Raw genomic sequence first — 16733 nt, forward strand, 5'->3', positions numbered from 1 at the left:
TTTCAGTAATTCAGCCGCCCATGCCAGGAATCAGACTTCCGCTGAGACGTTTTAGCGCACGGGTCGCAACATCAGCATAGCGCATCTCGCCACACATAATTTTACCCAGGCGATCGGTGGCGGTAGGTCGCTTCACCCCGACTTTATAGCCGATGCCAGGAATGCGATAAAACACACCCGCGAGTCGCTGCGCCCAGACCATATCTACGCCCCATTCTTTTTGAATCACGGAGGTGTAGTTTTCTAGTGCCGTGCGATCGCCCGACAGCGCCCGGTCGATCGCTTCGGCTGCTTTCACGCCGCTAAAGATAGAGGGACGAATGCCCTCCCCAGTAAATGGGTCAACGACACCCGCCGTTTCACCCGCGAGAATTGCATTTTGGGCGTGCAGCTTCTGGTCGCCGTCCCAGGTGCAAATTGGGTGAAGATGGACTTGGCTGCTTTTGGCATCGATTCCAGCAAGAGCAGCATATTCAGCGAGGTCAGCCCTCAGATCTTCAGAGTCGCCGCCTCGGAAGGTGCTGGTTCCGATCGAGACACCATCCGCTTTGGGAAGATTCCAGATAAAGCCGTTTTTGACGATGCCAAAGTCGAATTGGGCGCGACCGTCATCGGTCGATCGCGGTGCTTCCATCACAGCACCCATGCGGGTTTTGCGTTCTTTAAAGCCCAGCCATTTTGCCATCGAACCTTTTGATCCATCTGCGGCAATCAAATAGCGGGCTTCTAACGCCCCGCTGGAAGTGTTGACGATCCAACGATCGCCCTTAAATTCGATTCCAGTGACGGTGGTGCGATCGCGCAGTTCTGCCCCTTTTTGCTGTGCCTGCTGAATCAGGAAGTGGTCAAATACGTCGCGTTTAACCATCCACATCGGCTCTGGTGTGTTGAGCGTTGCCTCAACAGGGTCACCGTGCTTCCAGGTGTAGCGGATTGCATCGACCTTGAGCGAAATTGCGGGTGAGAAGTCAAAGTCAAACCATTGGGCGATCGCAGGCGACACGCCACCGCTACAGGGTTTATATCGAGGCAGCGCTTCTCGTTCTAACACCAATACTGATCGCCCACGTTTTGCTAAATGATAAGCAGCAGTTCCTCCGGCGGGTCCGGCACCTACGACAATACAATCAAACATCACTCTGGAATTCACTCCCTAATTTATGCGTTCATTGCTCACTACAGAGGTTGTTGCTCAAGATCAGCACCGTTTAAGCAATCCTCATCAAGCCTCTGCCAAATTCGCTGGACATAATTTGAGAACGGTTCCTTAGTTTTATACCCTTTTGTGCGATCGAATGCCTGACTATGAAGTGTTGTTCACGCGATATGAAGATATCGCCTTTATCGCTCTGCCCAGGCACGCATTTTACCAGGATTGAGTAGTCCGTAGGGATCGACCATTTCTTTGAACTTGAGTTGCTCAACATCCACCGTTTTCATGCCGCCATCTTCCAGAATGTAGGTGTGCGGATTGAAGATAAACGCGCCTTTAGACTCGTGGTAAGCGATGATCTCATTGAGACGGTCTTCTGTCGTATAGCGGACGACTTGCAGCGCCGCCGGACGGGCAGATCCACCGACGCGCAAAAATTCTAGGTGCAGCATGACTTCATCGCCAAAATGGTGATAGAGGTGCTCAAGCAAGGCGAGATTGTCGTCTGGCAGCATCGTTTGCAGATAAGTCAGCGATGAATCGACACTGCGGGCGTGAAGCGTGGTGTGATTCCAGGAATATTCTCCGAGCGTAATGCCTTTGCTGGCTTCTTGGGCGGTTTTTTGATAGCCGATCGTGCCCCCAAATTCCTCAACCAATTCACCCAACGGCTCTAAACAACTCTCAGCTATCATGATTAGAGCGCAGTGAGTGCCATCAGGAATGTAGCTGCGGAGAGCCGCAAAATAGGTGGGAATCGGTGCTGCACAGACGCAGACCAGTTTTTTAATCAAGCCATCAGAATTAGTGAGCGCTTGCCCAAATCTGGCGGCAGACATGAAATCTGAGAAGTTAACAATCACTTCTGCCCAGGGATAAGCAGGAGCGAGGGGAATCTCTAGCTGAGTAATAATGCCGTTAGTGCCATAGGCGTGAGCGACTTTATAAACATCGTCTCCTCGAAGCTCAATCACGCGAGGCTGATCTTCCATCGTCACGACGCGAACCGCATTGAGGTTGCCGCGATCGCGCAGTTGCCCATAGGTCACCGAACCAATGCCCCCACTGCCGCCGCCAATAAACCCTCCGATCGTGGCAGTGCGATAAGTCGAGGGAGCCATGCGGACTTCCCAGCCACTCTCGCGGGTTTGCTTGTCCATTGCCGCCATTTTTAGCCCTGGTTCGACACAAGCGAATCCGGGTTTGACCCAGTGAATGGCAGTCATCCGCGTCATATCGAGAATCACGCCACCCTTGAGGGGAACGCACTGCCCATAGTTTCCGGTTCCGGCTCCGCGCACGGTGAGCGGCACTTTGAATTTCACGCACGCCGCTGCCACTTTGAGAACGTCAGCTTCGTTAGCGGGACGCACCACTAAATCACCTGTTTTGTCTCCCAACAGAGGCTGTAGCACTGGGCTAAAGGTGTAATAATCTTGCGAGAGTTTGAAAATCTGGTTGGCATCGGTAACAATGTCGAGTCCGGCGAGGTCAGCAATCAGGGAATTTAGGTGGATGGGGCTAGTTTTTGTCGAAGTCATCGGACGTTCTGTATGAACAGTTCTTCTGCATCTTAAATCGATTCTGAAGAGAAATTGGTATCCAAACTTTCTAGACGATCGAGGAACAGACGCTACGATCACCACCCCAAATCATCAATGATTACTGATTACAAAAATTTCCTAACCATCTTCCTACTGAGTCTCTCACTTAGCGCGGTCGGCTTCTTCTTCTGGTTTGGGTCAGCTTTAGGGCAATAGAAAGACACCGTTGCAATTTTGTGGGCAGCGGCAAGGTTACAACTAGAATCGAAAGGAGCGACCGCCATCGATGCTAGTGGACAACGCTATCTAGTTCGCGACCTGACAGAGCTTCAGCACATTCTAGAAGGTCACGGATTAAAACTTGAGGATCGATTAGGTAGCACTTTTGTCTATCGGAAACAGGGGCAACGGATATATTTGGGCTGTGGGCAATATACCAGTCGTTACTTGATCTGCGATCTACACTCGCCACTCTGAGAAAGCGCTTGCCGTTTACTCTATATTCTTTTGTCGCTTATCACTATAAAATCGTCCAAAACTTCTTCTAAAACTGCCATAACAGTTTCGCGGATCAGGGCTTTGAGTTCTTCTGTCGTCAAATCTTTGACTTGCATGGCGAATACAGGACTTTGACACTCCCCGCTCTAAAGAGACGGGGATTCTCCAAGCCGCACTTGGAAGGGACAGTCAAAAGTCCCCCTACCTGCTCGAACTCACTGACCACGAGAGCCATGAACCTTGCAGCTACTTTTCAATTGTTGAATGCTTTCCGGGATTCTCCACTCAGCCAATTCGGTACGCTCCACAATCCGCCTTGCTTGCCTTCCGGGGAGATCGTCGCAATGCGATTCCGAGGATGCCGGAATTTCACCGTACTGGAGTTGCTTCGTCACGTAGGAGTGTTTCCTTAATCACGCTTCAATCTTATCACGGCAGTTAAAACTGCGCGTTGGCTTTTCCACCCCGACTTGAAAGATCGGGGCTACCAAGCCTATCGAGTTAACCTAGTGTACGGGAATGACTCAATTCTAAGCGGCACGATCGTGGGTGACGATCGACCGCTACTGAGAAGAGTGAAAGAGATCGTCTAACTCTGCATAATCGGGCAGAGTTGTATCAATCGATTTGCCGTCTCGTAGCACAATCCGATCGTGCTGTGAGCGAGACAGCAATTCGCTGTAGCTGCGCGCCTTAAATAAAACGAGGTCGGCGGGAAGTCCGGCTCCAATTCTGCCGACTTGAGGAAGACCCATCAAATCTGACGGAGTCAGGGTGATCGCGTTTGCCCAATCGGTGTAAGGGCGATCGAGATGGGCAATGCGAACGGAGAGATTAAACACTTCCAGAGCATCGTGATCGCCAAACGCAAAGAATGGATCGCGACAATTATCACTGGCGATCGCGACTGATACGCCTTGCTGCTTTATTTCGTGCAACAACGTCACCCCACGCCATCGGGGAGTCTGTCCCGCCGTGCGACCTTGCAGATAAAGATTGCACATCGGCAGACTCACGACTCCGACTCCCGCCTTTTTGACGAGACGAATCGTTTTAGTTGCCTCGGCTTCCTCTTGCACTGCCAAACTACAGCAATGTCCGCAGACAATTTTTCCTTTAAATTTGTGTCGAATTGCGGCTTCTGCAACACGCCTCAGAGTGATCGAGCCAGGATCGTCATTTTCGTCGGTGTGGAAGTCTAAATTTAGCTTGCGTTCCTGGGCGAGAGCGAAGACTCGATCGAGTTGGGCATCAATGTCTGGGTTCATGTAGGCAACACCGCCTAATACTCCCCCAACATCAGCGACTAAATCAGCTAATTTCTCTCCTTCGGGGGTCAGAAAGTAGTCTAGCGTCACCAGCGAGACGGCTTGAAGGATCAGCTTCTCTGCCCAGCGATCGCGCAACGCTTTAAAAACCCGAAAGCCAATGTCTCCCTGCTCGCCAAAGGAGTCAATATGAGTCCGAATGGCTTTTGTGCCGTGGGCGTAGCTGCATTTGAGTCCAAACTCCATGCGGCGATAGACATCGTTCTCGTCCCAGTTTTTAGCCGCGTCTGCTTTAACCGTCGTCAGAGCAGTGTTAAACGTACCGTCAGAGTTTGGGGCACGGTTCCAAATGTGCCCTTTGTCGAGATGAGTGTGCATATCTACAAAACACGCCCACACCATGCTACCCTTCAAATCGACTGAGGGATCGTTGTAGGTGCTACACGTTCCGGCAGCCACGATCGAGGCGATCGTGCCATCTACAATTTCTAGATCAACGGCGAGAAGCGAGTCACCAGACGATTTTTTGTTAGTCCACTTCGTTCCACTCACAATCAACGACGGAGGAACGTGGGCATTTCTGAGCCAGTAGCGATGAGAGTCAAACAGCATAGGAGCAGTGAGCCAGTGCGATCGGAGTTCAGTCCTAACTTACCAGTAACCCTCACCCAAAAAAGCTTAACCCGCCCCTGATTTCAACTCAGTTGACTGTCAGTAGAAGCATTCACTCTGCGAATCGGTTCTAAAGGTTTGTGCAAAAAGAGTCGGCGGGGTTGACCCAACAGCCAGGTTATCAATCCAGCATCCGTATCTCGCAAACGATACCCGCTTTTTGCATAGAGTTGTTCTGCCGAATGGTTATTCTCCAACACATGCAGATAAATGTCTTCAAATCCCCACGCGAGAACGACTCGATCGCACGCCTCCAGCAACTGCATCGCGGCTCCTTTACGCCGACACTCTAGCTTGACCGCCAAATTTGACAGATAAGCATATTGACTCGTGCGCGGCTGCCAGGGGTTGAACGATCGCAGCCCAATCTCCACCGTCCCCACCAAGACACCGCTATCGACCGCAACCAGACAGACATAGTGAGAAGGAGCCGTCTTTAATCGATTTCGCAAATCTTCATAGATTCCCACTCGCATAATCGGAATCAGCCAGCGCATAAACTCTGGTTGCAGATGAAAGCTTTCCGCCAAAATTCCAGCAATCTCCGACAAGTCCTGCGGCTCAACCGATCGGATCAGAAAGCGTGGAGAACTCGATAACGGCTCTGAAGAATCTTGTTCGCGAGGTGAAGAAGGAGTGTTCACAACCAACTGAATAAGGCAACACAGACCATCCTAAGTTGAGCAGCACAATCTGCCGCAACCCAAAACGTGTTTTTTGACATAAAAATACCTGCCTAGCCAAAGGTGAACTAGACAGGTGTTGGCTCACGAATCGCTCGTGCTATTTGCCAATCCGAGGAGGTTCGCGGAAGGCGATCGCAAAAAACAGCACGCCGATCGCGAGCGCAATAATCAAAATGTAAGCAACGCTTTCCATATCTCCATATCCTCAGTTGTGAGTGTATCTCAGACTATCCAGCGGTCAGTCAGGTTCAGCCAGTCCTCAAAACAGAAGCGGCTGAACCCAAGCCAACCCACCTTAAACCTGAGTTTGTCTGCGGGTGCTCTTGTCACCCAACTTCTGGAAGTAGCCCCACTCAACCTGCTCTTCTGCCAGATCTGGGTCAACCCCTGCAAACACATCTCGGAAGATGGTGCGAGAGCCGTGCCAGATGTGCCCAAAGAAGAACAGCAGAGCAAAGACTGCATGACCAAATGTGAACCAACCTCTTGGACTGGTGCGGAACACCCCATCAGAGTTGAGCGTTGCCCGATCGAACTCAAACGGTTCACCCAATTGAGCCGCACGCGCATAGCGCTTGACTTGAGCAGGGTCAGAAATGGTTTGACCGCCCAACACTCCGCCATAGAAGGTTGCCGTGACACCTGCTTGTTCAAAGCTGTATCTCGACTCAGCCTTTCTAAACGGAATGTCGGCGCGAACGACACCATCAGCATCCGTCAACACGACCGGGAAGTTCTCGAAGAAGTTTGGCAAACGACGAACGGAGAGTTCTCTACCGTCACTGTCTTTAAACACGGGATGCCCTAACCAAGCTTGGGCAATTCCATCGCCTTTGTCCATCTGACCTGTGCGGAACAAACCGCCCTTCGCAGGGCTGTTGCCGACATAATCATAGAACGCCAGCTTCTCAGGAATCTCTCCCCATGCCGCTTCAGGGCTGGTGCCATTGGCAATGCTAGTCTGAACGCGCCGATTGATCTCCTGCTTAAAGTAGCCCGCATCCCACTGATAGCGAGTCGGACCAAATAGCTCGATCGGAGTTGTCGCATTTCCATACCACATCGTTCCGGCGACGATAAACGCTGCAAAAAACACTGCCGCAATACTGCTTGCCAGCACGGTCTCAATGTTGCCCATCCGCAGCGCCTTATAAAGTCGCTCAGGAGGACGAACACTCAAGTGAAACAGACCTGCAATAATGCCGACGATGCCCGCCGCAATGTGGTGAGCGACAATTCCACCCGGATTAAAGGGGTTGAATCCTGCCGGACCCCATTCTGGCGCAACGGGCTGAACGCTGCCCGTAATTCCATAGGCATCAGACACCCACATTCCAGGACCAAACAGCCCGGTTAAGTGAAAGGCACCAAAGCCAAAGCAAAGTAAGCCAGATAAGAACAAGTGAATCCCGAACATTTTCGGCAAGTCTAGAGCAGGTTCGCCCGTGCGAGGATCTCTAAACAGCTCTAAATCCCAATAAACCCAGTGCCAGCAAGCGGCTAAAAACAGCAGACCAGACAGCACAATGTGGGCGATCGCTACTCCTTCAAATGACCAGAAACCAGGATCAAGCCCGGATTCACCCGTGATGCTCCAACCCGCCCACGAAGAAGACACGCCCAAGCGGGTCATGAACGGCAGCACAAACATCCCTTGCCGCCACATCGGATTTAAGACTGGATCGCTGGGGTCAAAGATCGCTAGTTCATACAGCGCCATTGAACCCGCCCAACCTGCCACTAAGGCAGTGTGCATTAGGTGGGTTGCGATTAACCGACCTGGATCGTTCACCAAGACGGTATGGACTCTATACCAGGGTAGTCCCATGTGACTACGCTCCTCCTATAAATTATGTCTACTGCAACGCTCGTTTCAGCATTTTGTTAAAGTGCCATGTACTTGTAAATCTACCAGATTTAGAGGCGACTTCTCACTTTGCGATCGCGCTCCGCGACCCCTCAAAAGAAGAGCGTGGATGGTTTGATGCGCTACTGTAAAAATGAAGGTGTATAAAGAAGTGTAACCAGTGTTAGAGCCTATTGCAAGTAATTTGTAGATACGTGAGAAAAGGACAAATATCGATCGCCAAGCCGTTAATAATTCTTAATTGATTGACAAACTAAGTTACAAGTTAAATAGATAGTTTTTCAGTCCAATCTAGTCAACAAAAAATCCCGTTAAGAGGTAAAAGTCATGCAGCCAGCAGACACCGATATTCAATTGATCGGCACCGATGAAACAGCCGCAGTCAAGCCAGAGACCGTGAGCGACCCCACAAAGCCACTGTTTCGATCCGCCAGCATTACGTTTGTTAAAGAAGGGAAAGAAGCGATCGTGGCTGACGGAGCAAATCTGAGAATCAAAGCGATCGAGAACGGGGTTGACATCTACACCTTCGGCGGAAAAATGATGAACTGTGGAGGCTATGGTCAGTGCGGCACTTGCATTGTAGAGATCGTAGATGGCATGGATAATCTCTCGCCCCGCACCGATTTTGAGACCCGCAAACTCAAAAAGAAACCTGCTGCCTATCGACTGGCTTGCCAAGCATTAGTCCACGGGTCAGTCAGCGTCAAAACCAAGCCTTAGTGGTATTCTAAAGGGGTCGATGCCGAGATTTTAGATAGGGGCTGGGCTTTATGCAAGTTAATGATTTAGGGTTTATTGCAAGCCTTTTGTTTGTGCTAGTTCCCAGTGTGTTCTTGCTGATTCTCTATATTCAAACCGCCAGCCGTCAGTCAGACAAATAACAGCAAATCTCCACTGGTTAAGTTTATTTTGAAGAGGGTATGGAACGATCGCTCCGTACCCTCTTTGCTTTACGAGAAAAGCCGCTAGATATTACGAATTATGAAGCTTCAGTCTCAGATTTTGTTTTAGAAGTAATGGATTCAGGGTCTTCACTAGAAGGCTCTGAATGCAAATTGACTATGAGAGATTGCAGCCCCAGTCGTCGAATGTAGGGCCAGCCACCTTCAGCTTCAATGTCTCTCAAGAGTGCATAAAGCGCTTGTCGATTGTCTGGCAATGACTCCTGAAATAGACCTTCACATATGTCTCGATGCAATCCTTCTAGAAGCCTGAGCAAGGCAAGAAGCTTTATACTGTCACCCTTTGACGCTTCGGCTAGCTTCTGAATCGAGCTTACAATTTTCTCAAAATCAGGCAATTCTGACTCAACGTTCACATCCCTACTCATCCCAGTCCTACCCCTCGAAATTCCACACCGTCTGCATAGTTAAACATACCCGCTCTTAACAGCTTAATCAGGCGTTGGCATTTCGCTATAGCTTCAGCTAAATTTGGGGTCTGCACTCCGCCTGTTTCATTACTTACTTGAGACGTGACCGGACTCTGAAGAGCTTTTTCAGAAGGGTATAGGGTGTGAGACCCATAGAGGAGTCGGCTCTTCGCCATAAATGACCAGTCAGCTAAATAGAGAAGCACCCTTGCTTGTAAAATGGGTTAGCGACAGTGTAACCCATACGGACACTGGGTTTTATGCTTCAACCCGACCTACGTCTATCTTACATTTGATTCCACCCACTCAACTATGTCTGATTTGTTTGGCATTTCAAAAATCATTCTCGACACCGATCCGGGCGGTGATGATATTTTCGCGTTTTTTTGGTTGCAAAGTCTGGTCAAGCAGGGGCATTTAGAACTCGTTGCTATAACGACTGCCGAAGGCAACGTGTCTGCTAAAAAGACGTTTGCGAGTGCCAGTCAAATTCTCAAACTAGGAGGATTGCCTGACGTTGAGATTGGGCGAGGAGTCTTAATCAAAGGAGACCCTGCTGAGGATGCGGCACACATTCACGGCAGTGATGGAATGGGCAACTTATCGACCACGCTGCCGAAGCCTCTAGATGATTATGAAACGGCTCGATATTCTGACGACATTATTATCGATAAACTCAATGCGATGCCCGGAGAGATTATTCTGGTCGCGATCGCTCCCTTAACTAATTTGGCAGCCGCAGAAGAGAAGAGTCCCGGCATTCTCAAAAAAGCAAAGCAAATTGTAGTGATGGGAGGCGCATTTCTTTGCCCCGGCAACGTCACGCCTCATGCAGAATTCAATATTTGGTTCAATTCAGCCGCCGCAAAGACTGTTTTTGACAGCCGAGATGATCTGGTAGTGATGCCATTAGATGTGACGAGACATCTGATTTTTACAAGAGAGATGGCGGACACGATCGTCCAGACCAACTCAGACGGCGAGGTTGCTAAGTTCATGCAAAACCTCTGCGGGTTTATGATTCAGACTGCTCTCACCTACCGAGAAACCGAAGGAATCGAGGGGTTTTTGGTTCACGATGCTGCCACGATCGGGTATCTCTTCTACCCCGAAACTCTGACGTTTTGCAGAGCTAATGTCCACGTTGAAACCCAAGGTGAATGGACTCGCGGGCAAGCTCTGATTGATCGTCGAAAGCGAGTCAAGCGACCTGCGAACGCCTGGGTTGCTCTGCACGTCGATCGGGTAGGATTCTTTACCAGTTTTGTCGAAGATTTAAAAACGCTGATCAGATGATGATTGACGAGATCGAATCTGATCAATCACGTCCAAATAGTGAGGAATTGCCTCTCCTGCTGCTTGACAGGCAGCGCGATCGACCGAGATTGGATCGTCACCAAAAAACACTTTGCCGAACTCGATCGTGTCTCCTTTATCGGGCTTCCAGTCGCGGCTAATCAGTCGGCGATCGGCATCCACTACTGCCCCATCAAACAGATGTCCGATGCAAAAGTAGACATCTTGCAACACTTGAGGCACCGACGGGCGATGCAGTTGTCCGCGAGAATTTGGGCTACGGGCTTTATACTTCGATCGTGGAAATAGCCCATAGAGATTCTTTAGAGATGCAGAAATCAGCGGTTCATCCTTTAGAATCGTTCGCTTCAGCGTCCCGACTGTGATCCGACAATCGACTTCTTGAAGCAGAGCAGGTGCCCACATCGTCTGAAAGCGCACTGGAACTGAAGAAAGATTTGGGTATTCCAAAAGCGGAAGAGTATCGGCATCCACAAGCTGCATCCCCTCATCTAGCAGAGGATACAGCCCATTTCGTCCTGCGATATCCGCCAAACTCACCGGAGAGCAAACTCCCTCCACAATCAAGATTTCAGCACTCGGACTTGCCTGCCGCAGCGCCGTTAAAACTTGACCCAAAATCTTCATGCTCACCGTAACCGGAGCCGCAACTGGGTAGCCCAAATTGGGTTTAACGAGAATACGTTTAGCGTTATGAGCAGACATCGGAGGCTGATAGATAAATGATTGCGCGAGAGCGGTCTGAACCGTTTTATCGCTCAACATTTAAATTTGCTGGAGACATGACGATTTTCTTTGCTAACCCCAAACTCTTGAGCACTTGAATCGCCCACCAGGTTGTATCAATTTCCCACCAGCGCCAGCCAGACTTTGCCACATGAGGATAAGCATGATGATTGTTGTGCCAGCCTTCGCCGTAGGTTAAAAGCGACACCCACCAGAGGTTGCGAGCACCATCATCGGATTCAAACGTGCGATAGCCCCACGCGTGAGCCGCCGAATTGACTAGCCAAGTCGAATGCCACAGCAAGACCGATCGCACCACAATTCCATATAGCACAAACGACCATCCGCCCAAACCATATAACAAAATCGCCAGCGGAATCTGCAACACTAAAAAGTAGCGATCGAGCCAGCGATAAAACGGTTGGCGCGCCAGATCAGGAGCATTTTTGGAATAGATTTCGCGATCGAAGAATTCAGGGCGACGATAGAGCAGCCACAGCATATGACTCCACCAAAATCCACGCCTTGCTGAATAGGGGTCTTTATCAACATCCTCGGTGTGAGCGTGATGCTGACGATGTCCGCCGACCCAAGAAAGAGGACTGCCCTGAATGGAAAGCGCACCCAACGTCGCGATCGTATACTCTAACCACTTAGGAACTTGAAAACTGCGATGGCTCAAGAGGCGATGATATCCTAAGCAAATGCCGATTCCGCCAAACAACCAGTGGAGAAATAAAGCTATACCCAAAGCAGACCAGGAGAAAAACCAGGGAGCTAGAAGCGCTAGCCCGTGCATTGCCGTCAAAAAAGCTACCGTCGTCCAATCAATCGCAAGTGGCTCACTGCTCTTAGGAAGAACAGTCTCCAGAGATTTTGAGGTCATTAAAGTTCTAGAGACTCGATTTTTAGCTCACAGAGCGTTGCGGTGTAATCCACGCAAGCCCTGATTGTTTATATGCTATCAAGTTCGAGCGTGGGCTGCAAGTGCCACTTGCATTTTACCTAACATCTAGTCTTTATCTGCGTCTATAGAATGAGCACGATCGTCTGAATACTCGATCGGTTCAAGCAAGTCTAGACGCGCAGTTGTCATCAGTTGGAATGCTTTGATATAAGCGCTTGCATAATAACTAGATAGGAATTTTGCCACTAGCATGAGATTACTCCGTTAAGTAAAGCAAAACTTTATCGGAGATTCTACGGAGATGCTACGCCCAAAAGAGAGATTCAGCATTCATCCGCAAGTTAGATCATGAGTTTAAAAAAAGCCCCAGAATTCCTTCCGGGGCTTGCTCACACGTTCACTGATTTCTAGAACCTGCAACTCAATTATTGAGAGTCAAAGCGACTACTCAGCAGCAGAAGTAGCAGGTTCTTTTTGAGAATTTGAAGCTTGATAAACCTTTTCTAGACCCATCACTTGCTTCGCTTGCAGAGACAATGCGTTAACATCAAGCCAATTGACAATCAGCGCATCGGTCGAGAATAAACCCGCCCCATTTACTGCAAAGAGCAGGAAGCAAGCCGCATAAACCGCAGACAGTTCTAAATAAGGAAGATTTAGCCCGGCGACGAGAAGGTGATGGTAAATCGCAACGCACATGGTGCTAAATAGCCCTAGCGCTGCTGGACGAGTCAATAGCCCAATTGCCAGAAGGGGCGCACCTAGTAGCTCGGTAAACGCTGCCAGGTAGCTAAATACGATCGGAAAGGGTAAGCCAATCACCTCAACATAAGCGTGAGAGAAGCTTTCGATATCTCCGAGCTTGTCTAGCCCATTGTGGATCATCATGATGCCCGCAACGGTTCGCAAGATAGCCCAAGTAGTCTGAGTCCAAAAGCCAGTGCTGACGCTGGGCTTGAGAATTTTGGTTAAGAGAGCAGTAATCGACATGATGGATGCCTGTTACAGAAGGGATTATTGATTTATATTCATAATCTTAACATATATTAATGATATGTGTGCATAAATACTGCGGTTTGTTGCCGATATGGGGGCAACGATCGAGCGTTAACTGAGGTCTTGCAGCATTCTCAGTCAGCCCGACAACTCGCCCTGAATAAGGGGTTTTAATCAGGTGTAAGATCTCAGATAAACTAAACATCAAGTTCTCTTTTTTCACAGATCCCATGTCTGATGTCTCTGACAGCTTTAACGGTGAACAACTAACTCCGTCCCAAGCGATCGAAACCTTGCAGTCGCCTGATTTGGGTTTGCGCGTCTATGCTGCCTGGTGGTTAGGAAAGTTTCGCGTCAATCAGCCCGGAGTCGTAGAACGATTGATTCACGCTCTCGAAGATGAAGCTGATCGCACCCCAGCGGGTGGCTATCCACTGCGGCGAAATGCAGCGAGAGCGTTGGGAAAGCTGGGCGATCGTCGTGCTGTTCCAGCTCTGATCGAGAGTCTCTCATGTTCGGATTTTTACGTGCGAGAAGCTGCCGCACAAGCGCTAGAGATGTTGGACGATCGCAGATGCATTCCTGTTTTAATTCAGCTACTCAAGAATGAGATTCCTGGGACAGAGCCGTCACCCGTTCGGCTCGATTTTCCTCAACCCTACGATGCGATCTTAGAGGCATTAGGAACGCTGGGAGCCGTTGAAGCTATTCCCTTAGCCAAATCTTTTTTAAACCATCCGGTCGATCGAGTGCAATATTCAGCAGCCCGTGCGCTTTATCAACTTACAGCGGATAGTCGATATGGCGATCGGCTGGTCAAAGCGCTGAAGGGTAAAGATTTGCAACTGCGGCGATCAGCTCTGGCTGATTTGGGCGCGATCGGCTATCTTCCTGCCGCTGACGCGATCGCGCAAACACTAGCTGAAAATAGTCTGAAGTTGATTGCGCTCAAAGGGTTGTTAGAACACCAGTTTTGTGACATCCCTCTGCCTAGTCTTTCTGACGGAGCCATCAAGATTATGAATTTAATGGACTCGCTGCTTTAATAATGTTTGCGCTAGAGAAGAATGTGTTCTACACAGAGATAAAGGAGTTTGCGGTGGTTTCACGCACACTTTAGAAACTCAAGGAAATCCTCAAGCGATCGTAAGTCAATGAAAGTCAGATCTGCTACTCCTACTGATGTGTCGCTGATTTTCTCGTTCATTCAGAAGAAATCAGAATTTGATAGAGACATTGGCGCATTCTCTGGTGCGTTGCAAATATCCGAGGACAAGATCTACAAAACAATTTTCAGAACTATTCCCTTTGCTTACGTTTTGTTCGCGGAGATCTTAGGGTATGAGGTTGGTTTTGCATTATATGGATTCAGGTATTCATCATTTGCAGGTCAACCTAGCATCTGGCTTGATGATCTGTACGTGGATCAAGAGATGAGAAGTCAAGGTGCAGGAGCCGCCCTAATGGATCGCCTCGCCCATATTGCTAAGGAAAATGACTGTAGCCATCTTGCTTGGAATGCTGATGCTCGAAATACTCGTGGGCTTAGTTTTTACGATCGGCTGGGTGCAGACGTTATAGAGCAGCATGGTAATCGATGTTTTTTGAGGTGGGTTCCGTGGATGGCTGCATAACGAGGCGATGAAGGAGACAGTTGCGAGATTTTGGTAAGGTCGCAATTATCTGTCGCTGCTCATCTTGATATAAGGGTGGATCGATCAGCTTTAGAATAGGAATTGAAGCTTGTTCACTCTTCTCCAAAATCCTGTGACTGATATTCAAACTCTGATTCGTGCAGTTGATGAAGCAGATTCTTCAACTCATCTCCTAGAAGCGGTGCAAGCGTTGGCGATCGCCCATACTCAAGCCGCGATTCCTAGCTTGATTGCTGCCCTTGGCTACAACAATCCGGGAGCAGCTGTTGCGGCAGTCGATGGGCTGATTCGTCTTGGGGAGCCGTCGGTGCTGCCGCTTTTAGAGCAGTTAGATGGCTATAACTATGGGGCGAGAGCTTGGGCAGTTCGAGCGCTGGCTGGCATTGGTGATCCGCGTGGTTTGACGATTTTGCTTCATGCGGCACAAAACGATTTTGCGATGAGCGTGCGACGGGCAGCAACCAAAGGGTTAGGCAGCATTCACTGGCAGAAATTAGAGGACGATCGGATTCAATCTGCTCAACTTCAAGCGCTCGAAGCTTTGCTGCACGTCTCTCAAGATCACGAGTGGATTGTGCGCTATGCAGCTATTTTGAGTTTGCAGTCTCTTGCGATCGAGGGGTCAAAATCTCGACCCGATTGGCTGGCTCAAATTCAGACCAGGCTCGATGAGTTGGCTGAAACCGATGAAAGTTTAACGATTCGTGCCCGTGTTCGATTGGCTCAACAGCAGATCCAAAACGCTAGGGTTTGATGTCACGTCGCGATCGTCTGCAATGTTCTCCAGCTTTGACGGATTAACGGAATCGCCGCCACAATAATTAGGGCTGAAATCACTAAACTAATGGCACCATCTGCCCAAGACCAGTGCCAAACCGCGATCGCAATTGCTGCGACAATCACCCCGATCGCGCCCAAGGCATCTGCCACGACGTGCAGAAAAGCGCCTCTCAAATTGAGGTCATGATCACTTCCCTGATGCAGCAGAGAAATGTTGATGCCATTGATCACTAACCCGACGATCGCGGTGATTAACATCGGTTTGCTGGCGATCTCAACGGCATCAATTTGAAATCGACTCACGGCTTCCCAGCCAATCACGAGGGCTACGGCGACTAATCCCAATCCGTTAATCAAAGCTGCCCACGTTTCGATCGAGTGGTTTTCTTGGATCGCCACTTGGTTTACTCCTAGCCACCCCCACGCTGGTGGTGATTGAGAAATGCGAGTGGCTAATAATGCTAACAGCAACGCTAGACAGTCAGATACAAGATGTCCTGATTCTGCAAGCAGTGCCAAACTGTGAATGCTTAACCCTACGGTTAATTCTACGATCGCAAAACCGCCCACTAATAAGAGTGCGATCAATAATTGCTTTTGCTTTGTTTTAGAATCGATGTCATGGCAATCACAGTTTGTTGAGTGCATAGTGAATTGAGGAAATCGGGTCAGTGGGTCGCTCGATCGAGTGTAGGTTTTGATGGGTTTCGCAGGTGCTCTACCCATCCTACTCGACTTGAACTATCCTCGTTTGGTTTCCCGTTTGACTGCCTCCGTGCCTACCACTTTTTGTAAGCTAAGAATTTTCCATTCATCGTGACTTTGACGCGATCGCCCTTGGGGTCTTCTATTTTGTCAATATCTAGAGTGAAGTCGATCGCGCTCATAATGCCATCGCCAAACTTCTCATGAATAATTTCTTTCATTGGCATCCCGTAGACTTGAATGATCTCATAGAAGCGATAAATTAAGGGATCAGTGGGCACGATCGGACCCAATCCTTTCACGGGAAATGCGGTTAAAGCGGGAACAAGATCGAGGCTGAGTCCTAAAGCGTTTAGTAATTTGGTGGCTTCGTCATCAGAGGCACTGGCTTGCTGATAAAACAAAGCGGCGATCCACACTTCATCGCGTTCGATCGTCGTTTCTAAATCAGCAAAACTCAATCCTTTTGCCTTTTTAGCGGTCAAAAGTTTCTCGGTAACATCTGAGATCATGAGATAGTTTCGATACGTTTGATACCACTCCTAGCAAGACTGATGGGTTGTGTTTGTAATCGATGCTACAAA

General features: G+C 49.3%; 20 protein-coding genes. 6 read left to right on the top strand and 14 right to left on the bottom strand.

Annotated features, from left to right (window positions below; translation table 11 throughout):
- Positions 1-10: 10 nt before the first annotated feature.
- The 6 genes from A8707_RS08420 to psbB all read right to left on the bottom strand — a co-directional run bounded on the left by A8707_RS08420 (position 11) and on the right by psbB (position 7649).
- Positions 11-1135, bottom strand: coding sequence for a geranylgeranyl reductase family protein (locus A8707_RS08420; RefSeq protein ID WP_068816366.1), 1125 nt, complete (start codon positions 1133-1135; stop codon positions 11-13).
- Positions 1136-1341: 206 nt separating this feature from the next.
- Positions 1342-2694, bottom strand: coding sequence for an FAD-binding oxidoreductase (locus A8707_RS08425; RefSeq protein WP_068816367.1), 1353 nt, complete (start codon positions 2692-2694; stop codon positions 1342-1344).
- Positions 2695-3758: 1064 nt separating this feature from the next.
- Positions 3759-5075 (bottom strand): cytosine deaminase, encoded by a 1317-nt coding sequence (locus tag A8707_RS08430; protein ID WP_068816368.1) that lies wholly within the window; start codon positions 5073-5075, stop codon positions 3759-3761.
- Between the two features lie 83 nt (positions 5076-5158).
- The gene (locus A8707_RS08435) at positions 5159-5779 is read right to left on the bottom strand and encodes a GNAT family N-acetyltransferase (protein WP_082906284.1); all 621 of its coding nucleotides are present in this window, start codon (positions 5777-5779) and stop codon (positions 5159-5161) included.
- A 139-nt stretch (positions 5780-5918) separates the two neighbouring features.
- Positions 5919-6014: a photosystem II reaction center protein T gene (locus tag A8707_RS08440; protein ID WP_068816370.1), complete on the bottom strand. Its 96-nt coding sequence runs from the start codon at positions 6012-6014 to the stop codon at positions 5919-5921.
- A gap of 102 nt (positions 6015-6116) precedes the next feature.
- Complete coding sequence (gene psbB, locus A8707_RS08445; protein ID WP_068816371.1) at positions 6117-7649, bottom strand: photosystem II chlorophyll-binding protein CP47; 1533 nt, start codon at positions 7647-7649, stop codon at positions 6117-6119.
- Between the two features lie 366 nt (positions 7650-8015).
- On the opposite strand from psbB, the gene A8707_RS08450 reads away from it, so the two are divergent.
- Positions 8016-8411, top strand: a complete 396-nt coding sequence (locus tag A8707_RS08450; protein WP_082906285.1) for a 2Fe-2S iron-sulfur cluster-binding protein — start codon at positions 8016-8018, stop codon at positions 8409-8411.
- 50 nt (positions 8412-8461) lie between these two features.
- The gene (gene psbM / locus A8707_RS08455) at positions 8462-8572 is read left to right on the top strand and encodes a photosystem II reaction center protein PsbM (RefSeq protein WP_068816372.1); all 111 of its coding nucleotides are present in this window, start codon (positions 8462-8464) and stop codon (positions 8570-8572) included.
- Between the two features lie 98 nt (positions 8573-8670).
- Here the strand turns inward: psbM and A8707_RS08460 are convergent, their stop codons facing one another.
- Together A8707_RS08460 and A8707_RS29595 are read right to left on the bottom strand one after the other, a co-directional pair.
- Complete coding sequence (locus A8707_RS08460; RefSeq protein WP_068816373.1) at positions 8671-9021, bottom strand: hypothetical protein; 351 nt, start codon at positions 9019-9021, stop codon at positions 8671-8673.
- Complete coding sequence (locus A8707_RS29595; protein ID WP_068816374.1) at positions 9018-9239, bottom strand: hypothetical protein; 222 nt, start codon at positions 9237-9239, stop codon at positions 9018-9020. The genes A8707_RS08460 and A8707_RS29595 overlap by 4 nt, the downstream gene beginning before the upstream one ends.
- 136 nt (positions 9240-9375) lie before the next feature.
- Here A8707_RS29595 and A8707_RS08470 point away from each other — a divergent pair, with 136 nt between their 5' ends.
- Positions 9376-10359, top strand: a complete 984-nt coding sequence (locus A8707_RS08470; RefSeq protein WP_068816375.1) for a nucleoside hydrolase — start codon at positions 9376-9378, stop codon at positions 10357-10359.
- On the opposite strand, the gene A8707_RS08475 is transcribed toward A8707_RS08470, so the two are convergent.
- The 4 genes from A8707_RS08475 to A8707_RS08485 all read right to left on the bottom strand — a co-directional run bounded on the left by A8707_RS08475 (position 10339) and on the right by A8707_RS08485 (position 13003).
- Positions 10339-11145 carry a DUF362 domain-containing protein gene (locus A8707_RS08475; RefSeq protein ID WP_068816376.1) on the bottom strand — a complete coding sequence of 269 codons (807 nt, stop codon included), beginning with the start codon at positions 11143-11145 and terminating at the stop codon, positions 10339-10341. The genes A8707_RS08470 and A8707_RS08475 overlap by 21 nt on opposite strands.
- Positions 11132-11992, bottom strand: a complete 861-nt coding sequence (locus A8707_RS08480; RefSeq protein ID WP_068816377.1) for an acyl-CoA desaturase — start codon at positions 11990-11992, stop codon at positions 11132-11134. The genes A8707_RS08475 and A8707_RS08480 overlap by 14 nt, the downstream gene beginning before the upstream one ends.
- Before the next feature lie 126 nt (positions 11993-12118).
- Positions 12119-12265, bottom strand: a complete 147-nt coding sequence (locus A8707_RS27990; protein WP_156518442.1) for a hypothetical protein — start codon at positions 12263-12265, stop codon at positions 12119-12121.
- 192 nt (positions 12266-12457) lie between these two features.
- Positions 12458-13003 carry a DoxX family protein gene (locus tag A8707_RS08485; RefSeq protein ID WP_068816378.1) on the bottom strand — a complete coding sequence of 182 codons (546 nt, stop codon included), beginning with the start codon at positions 13001-13003 and terminating at the stop codon, positions 12458-12460.
- Between the two features lie 236 nt (positions 13004-13239).
- On the opposite strand from A8707_RS08485, the gene A8707_RS08490 reads away from it, so the two are divergent.
- The 3 genes from A8707_RS08490 to A8707_RS08500 all read left to right on the top strand — a co-directional run bounded on the left by A8707_RS08490 (position 13240) and on the right by A8707_RS08500 (position 15418).
- Positions 13240-14055, top strand: coding sequence for a HEAT repeat domain-containing protein (locus A8707_RS08490; RefSeq protein ID WP_068816379.1), 816 nt, complete (start codon positions 13240-13242; stop codon positions 14053-14055).
- Between the two features lie 108 nt (positions 14056-14163).
- Positions 14164-14643 (top strand): GNAT family N-acetyltransferase, encoded by a 480-nt coding sequence (locus A8707_RS08495; protein WP_068816380.1) that lies wholly within the window; start codon positions 14164-14166, stop codon positions 14641-14643.
- 133 nt (positions 14644-14776) lie between these two features.
- Positions 14777-15418 carry a HEAT repeat domain-containing protein gene (locus A8707_RS08500; RefSeq protein ID WP_082906286.1) on the top strand — a complete coding sequence of 214 codons (642 nt, stop codon included), beginning with the start codon at positions 14777-14779 and terminating at the stop codon, positions 15416-15418.
- Positions 15419-15420: 2 nt separating this feature from the next.
- Here the strand turns inward: A8707_RS08500 and A8707_RS08505 are convergent, their stop codons facing one another.
- Both A8707_RS08505 and cynS read right to left on the bottom strand, forming a co-directional pair.
- Entirely contained in the window at positions 15421-16170 is a 750-nt protein-coding gene (locus tag A8707_RS08505) for a cation diffusion facilitator family transporter (protein ID WP_197484692.1), read from the bottom strand.
- Positions 16171-16223: 53 nt separating this feature from the next.
- Positions 16224-16661 carry a cyanase gene (gene cynS / locus A8707_RS08510; RefSeq protein ID WP_068816381.1) on the bottom strand — a complete coding sequence of 146 codons (438 nt, stop codon included), beginning with the start codon at positions 16659-16661 and terminating at the stop codon, positions 16224-16226.
- Between the last annotated feature and the right edge of the window lie 72 nt (positions 16662-16733).

The organism is Phormidesmis priestleyi BC1401 (genome assembly GCF_001650195.1).
Lineage (GTDB): Bacteria > Cyanobacteriota > Cyanobacteriia > Leptolyngbyales > Leptolyngbyaceae > Phormidesmis_A > Phormidesmis_A priestleyi_B.

Excerpts from the sequence above, each read along its gene's own strand:
- A8707_RS08480 (WP_068816377.1), bottom strand. The coding sequence starts at position 11,992 with ATGACCTCAAAATCTCTGGAGACTGTTCTTCCTAAGAGCAGTGAGCCA.
- A8707_RS08420 (WP_068816366.1), bottom strand. The coding sequence starts at position 1,135 with ATGTTTGATTGTATTGTCGTAGGTGCCGGACCCGCCGGAGGAACTGCT.
- A8707_RS08490 (WP_068816379.1), top strand. The coding sequence starts at position 13,240 with ATGTCTGATGTCTCTGACAGCTTTAACGGTGAACAACTAACTCCGTCC.
- A8707_RS29595 (WP_068816374.1), bottom strand. The coding sequence starts at position 9,239 with ATGGCGAAGAGCCGACTCCTCTATGGGTCTCACACCCTATACCCTTCT.
- psbM (WP_068816372.1), top strand. The coding sequence starts at position 8,462 with ATGCAAGTTAATGATTTAGGGTTTATTGCAAGCCTTTTGTTTGTGCTA.
- A8707_RS08425 (WP_068816367.1), bottom strand. The coding sequence starts at position 2,694 with ATGACTTCGACAAAAACTAGCCCCATCCACCTAAATTCCCTGATTGCT.
- psbB (WP_068816371.1), bottom strand. The coding sequence starts at position 7,649 with ATGGGACTACCCTGGTATAGAGTCCATACCGTCTTGGTGAACGATCCA.
- A8707_RS08440 (WP_068816370.1), bottom strand. The coding sequence starts at position 6,014 with ATGGAAAGCGTTGCTTACATTTTGATTATTGCGCTCGCGATCGGCGTG.
- A8707_RS08505 (WP_197484692.1), bottom strand. The coding sequence starts at position 16,170 with ATGGGTAGAGCACCTGCGAAACCCATCAAAACCTACACTCGATCGAGC.
- A8707_RS08475 (WP_068816376.1), bottom strand. The coding sequence starts at position 11,145 with ATGTTGAGCGATAAAACGGTTCAGACCGCTCTCGCGCAATCATTTATC.
- A8707_RS08470 (WP_068816375.1), top strand. The coding sequence starts at position 9,376 with ATGTCTGATTTGTTTGGCATTTCAAAAATCATTCTCGACACCGATCCG.
- A8707_RS08430 (WP_068816368.1), bottom strand. The coding sequence starts at position 5,075 with ATGCTGTTTGACTCTCATCGCTACTGGCTCAGAAATGCCCACGTTCCT.
- A8707_RS27990 (WP_156518442.1), bottom strand. The coding sequence starts at position 12,265 with ATGCTAGTGGCAAAATTCCTATCTAGTTATTATGCAAGCGCTTATATC.
- A8707_RS08450 (WP_082906285.1), top strand. The coding sequence starts at position 8,016 with ATGCAGCCAGCAGACACCGATATTCAATTGATCGGCACCGATGAAACA.
- cynS (WP_068816381.1), bottom strand. The coding sequence starts at position 16,661 with ATGATCTCAGATGTTACCGAGAAACTTTTGACCGCTAAAAAGGCAAAA.
- A8707_RS08485 (WP_068816378.1), bottom strand. The coding sequence starts at position 13,003 with ATGTCGATTACTGCTCTCTTAACCAAAATTCTCAAGCCCAGCGTCAGC.
- A8707_RS08460 (WP_068816373.1), bottom strand. The coding sequence starts at position 9,021 with ATGAGTAGGGATGTGAACGTTGAGTCAGAATTGCCTGATTTTGAGAAA.
- A8707_RS08495 (WP_068816380.1), top strand. The coding sequence starts at position 14,164 with ATGAAAGTCAGATCTGCTACTCCTACTGATGTGTCGCTGATTTTCTCG.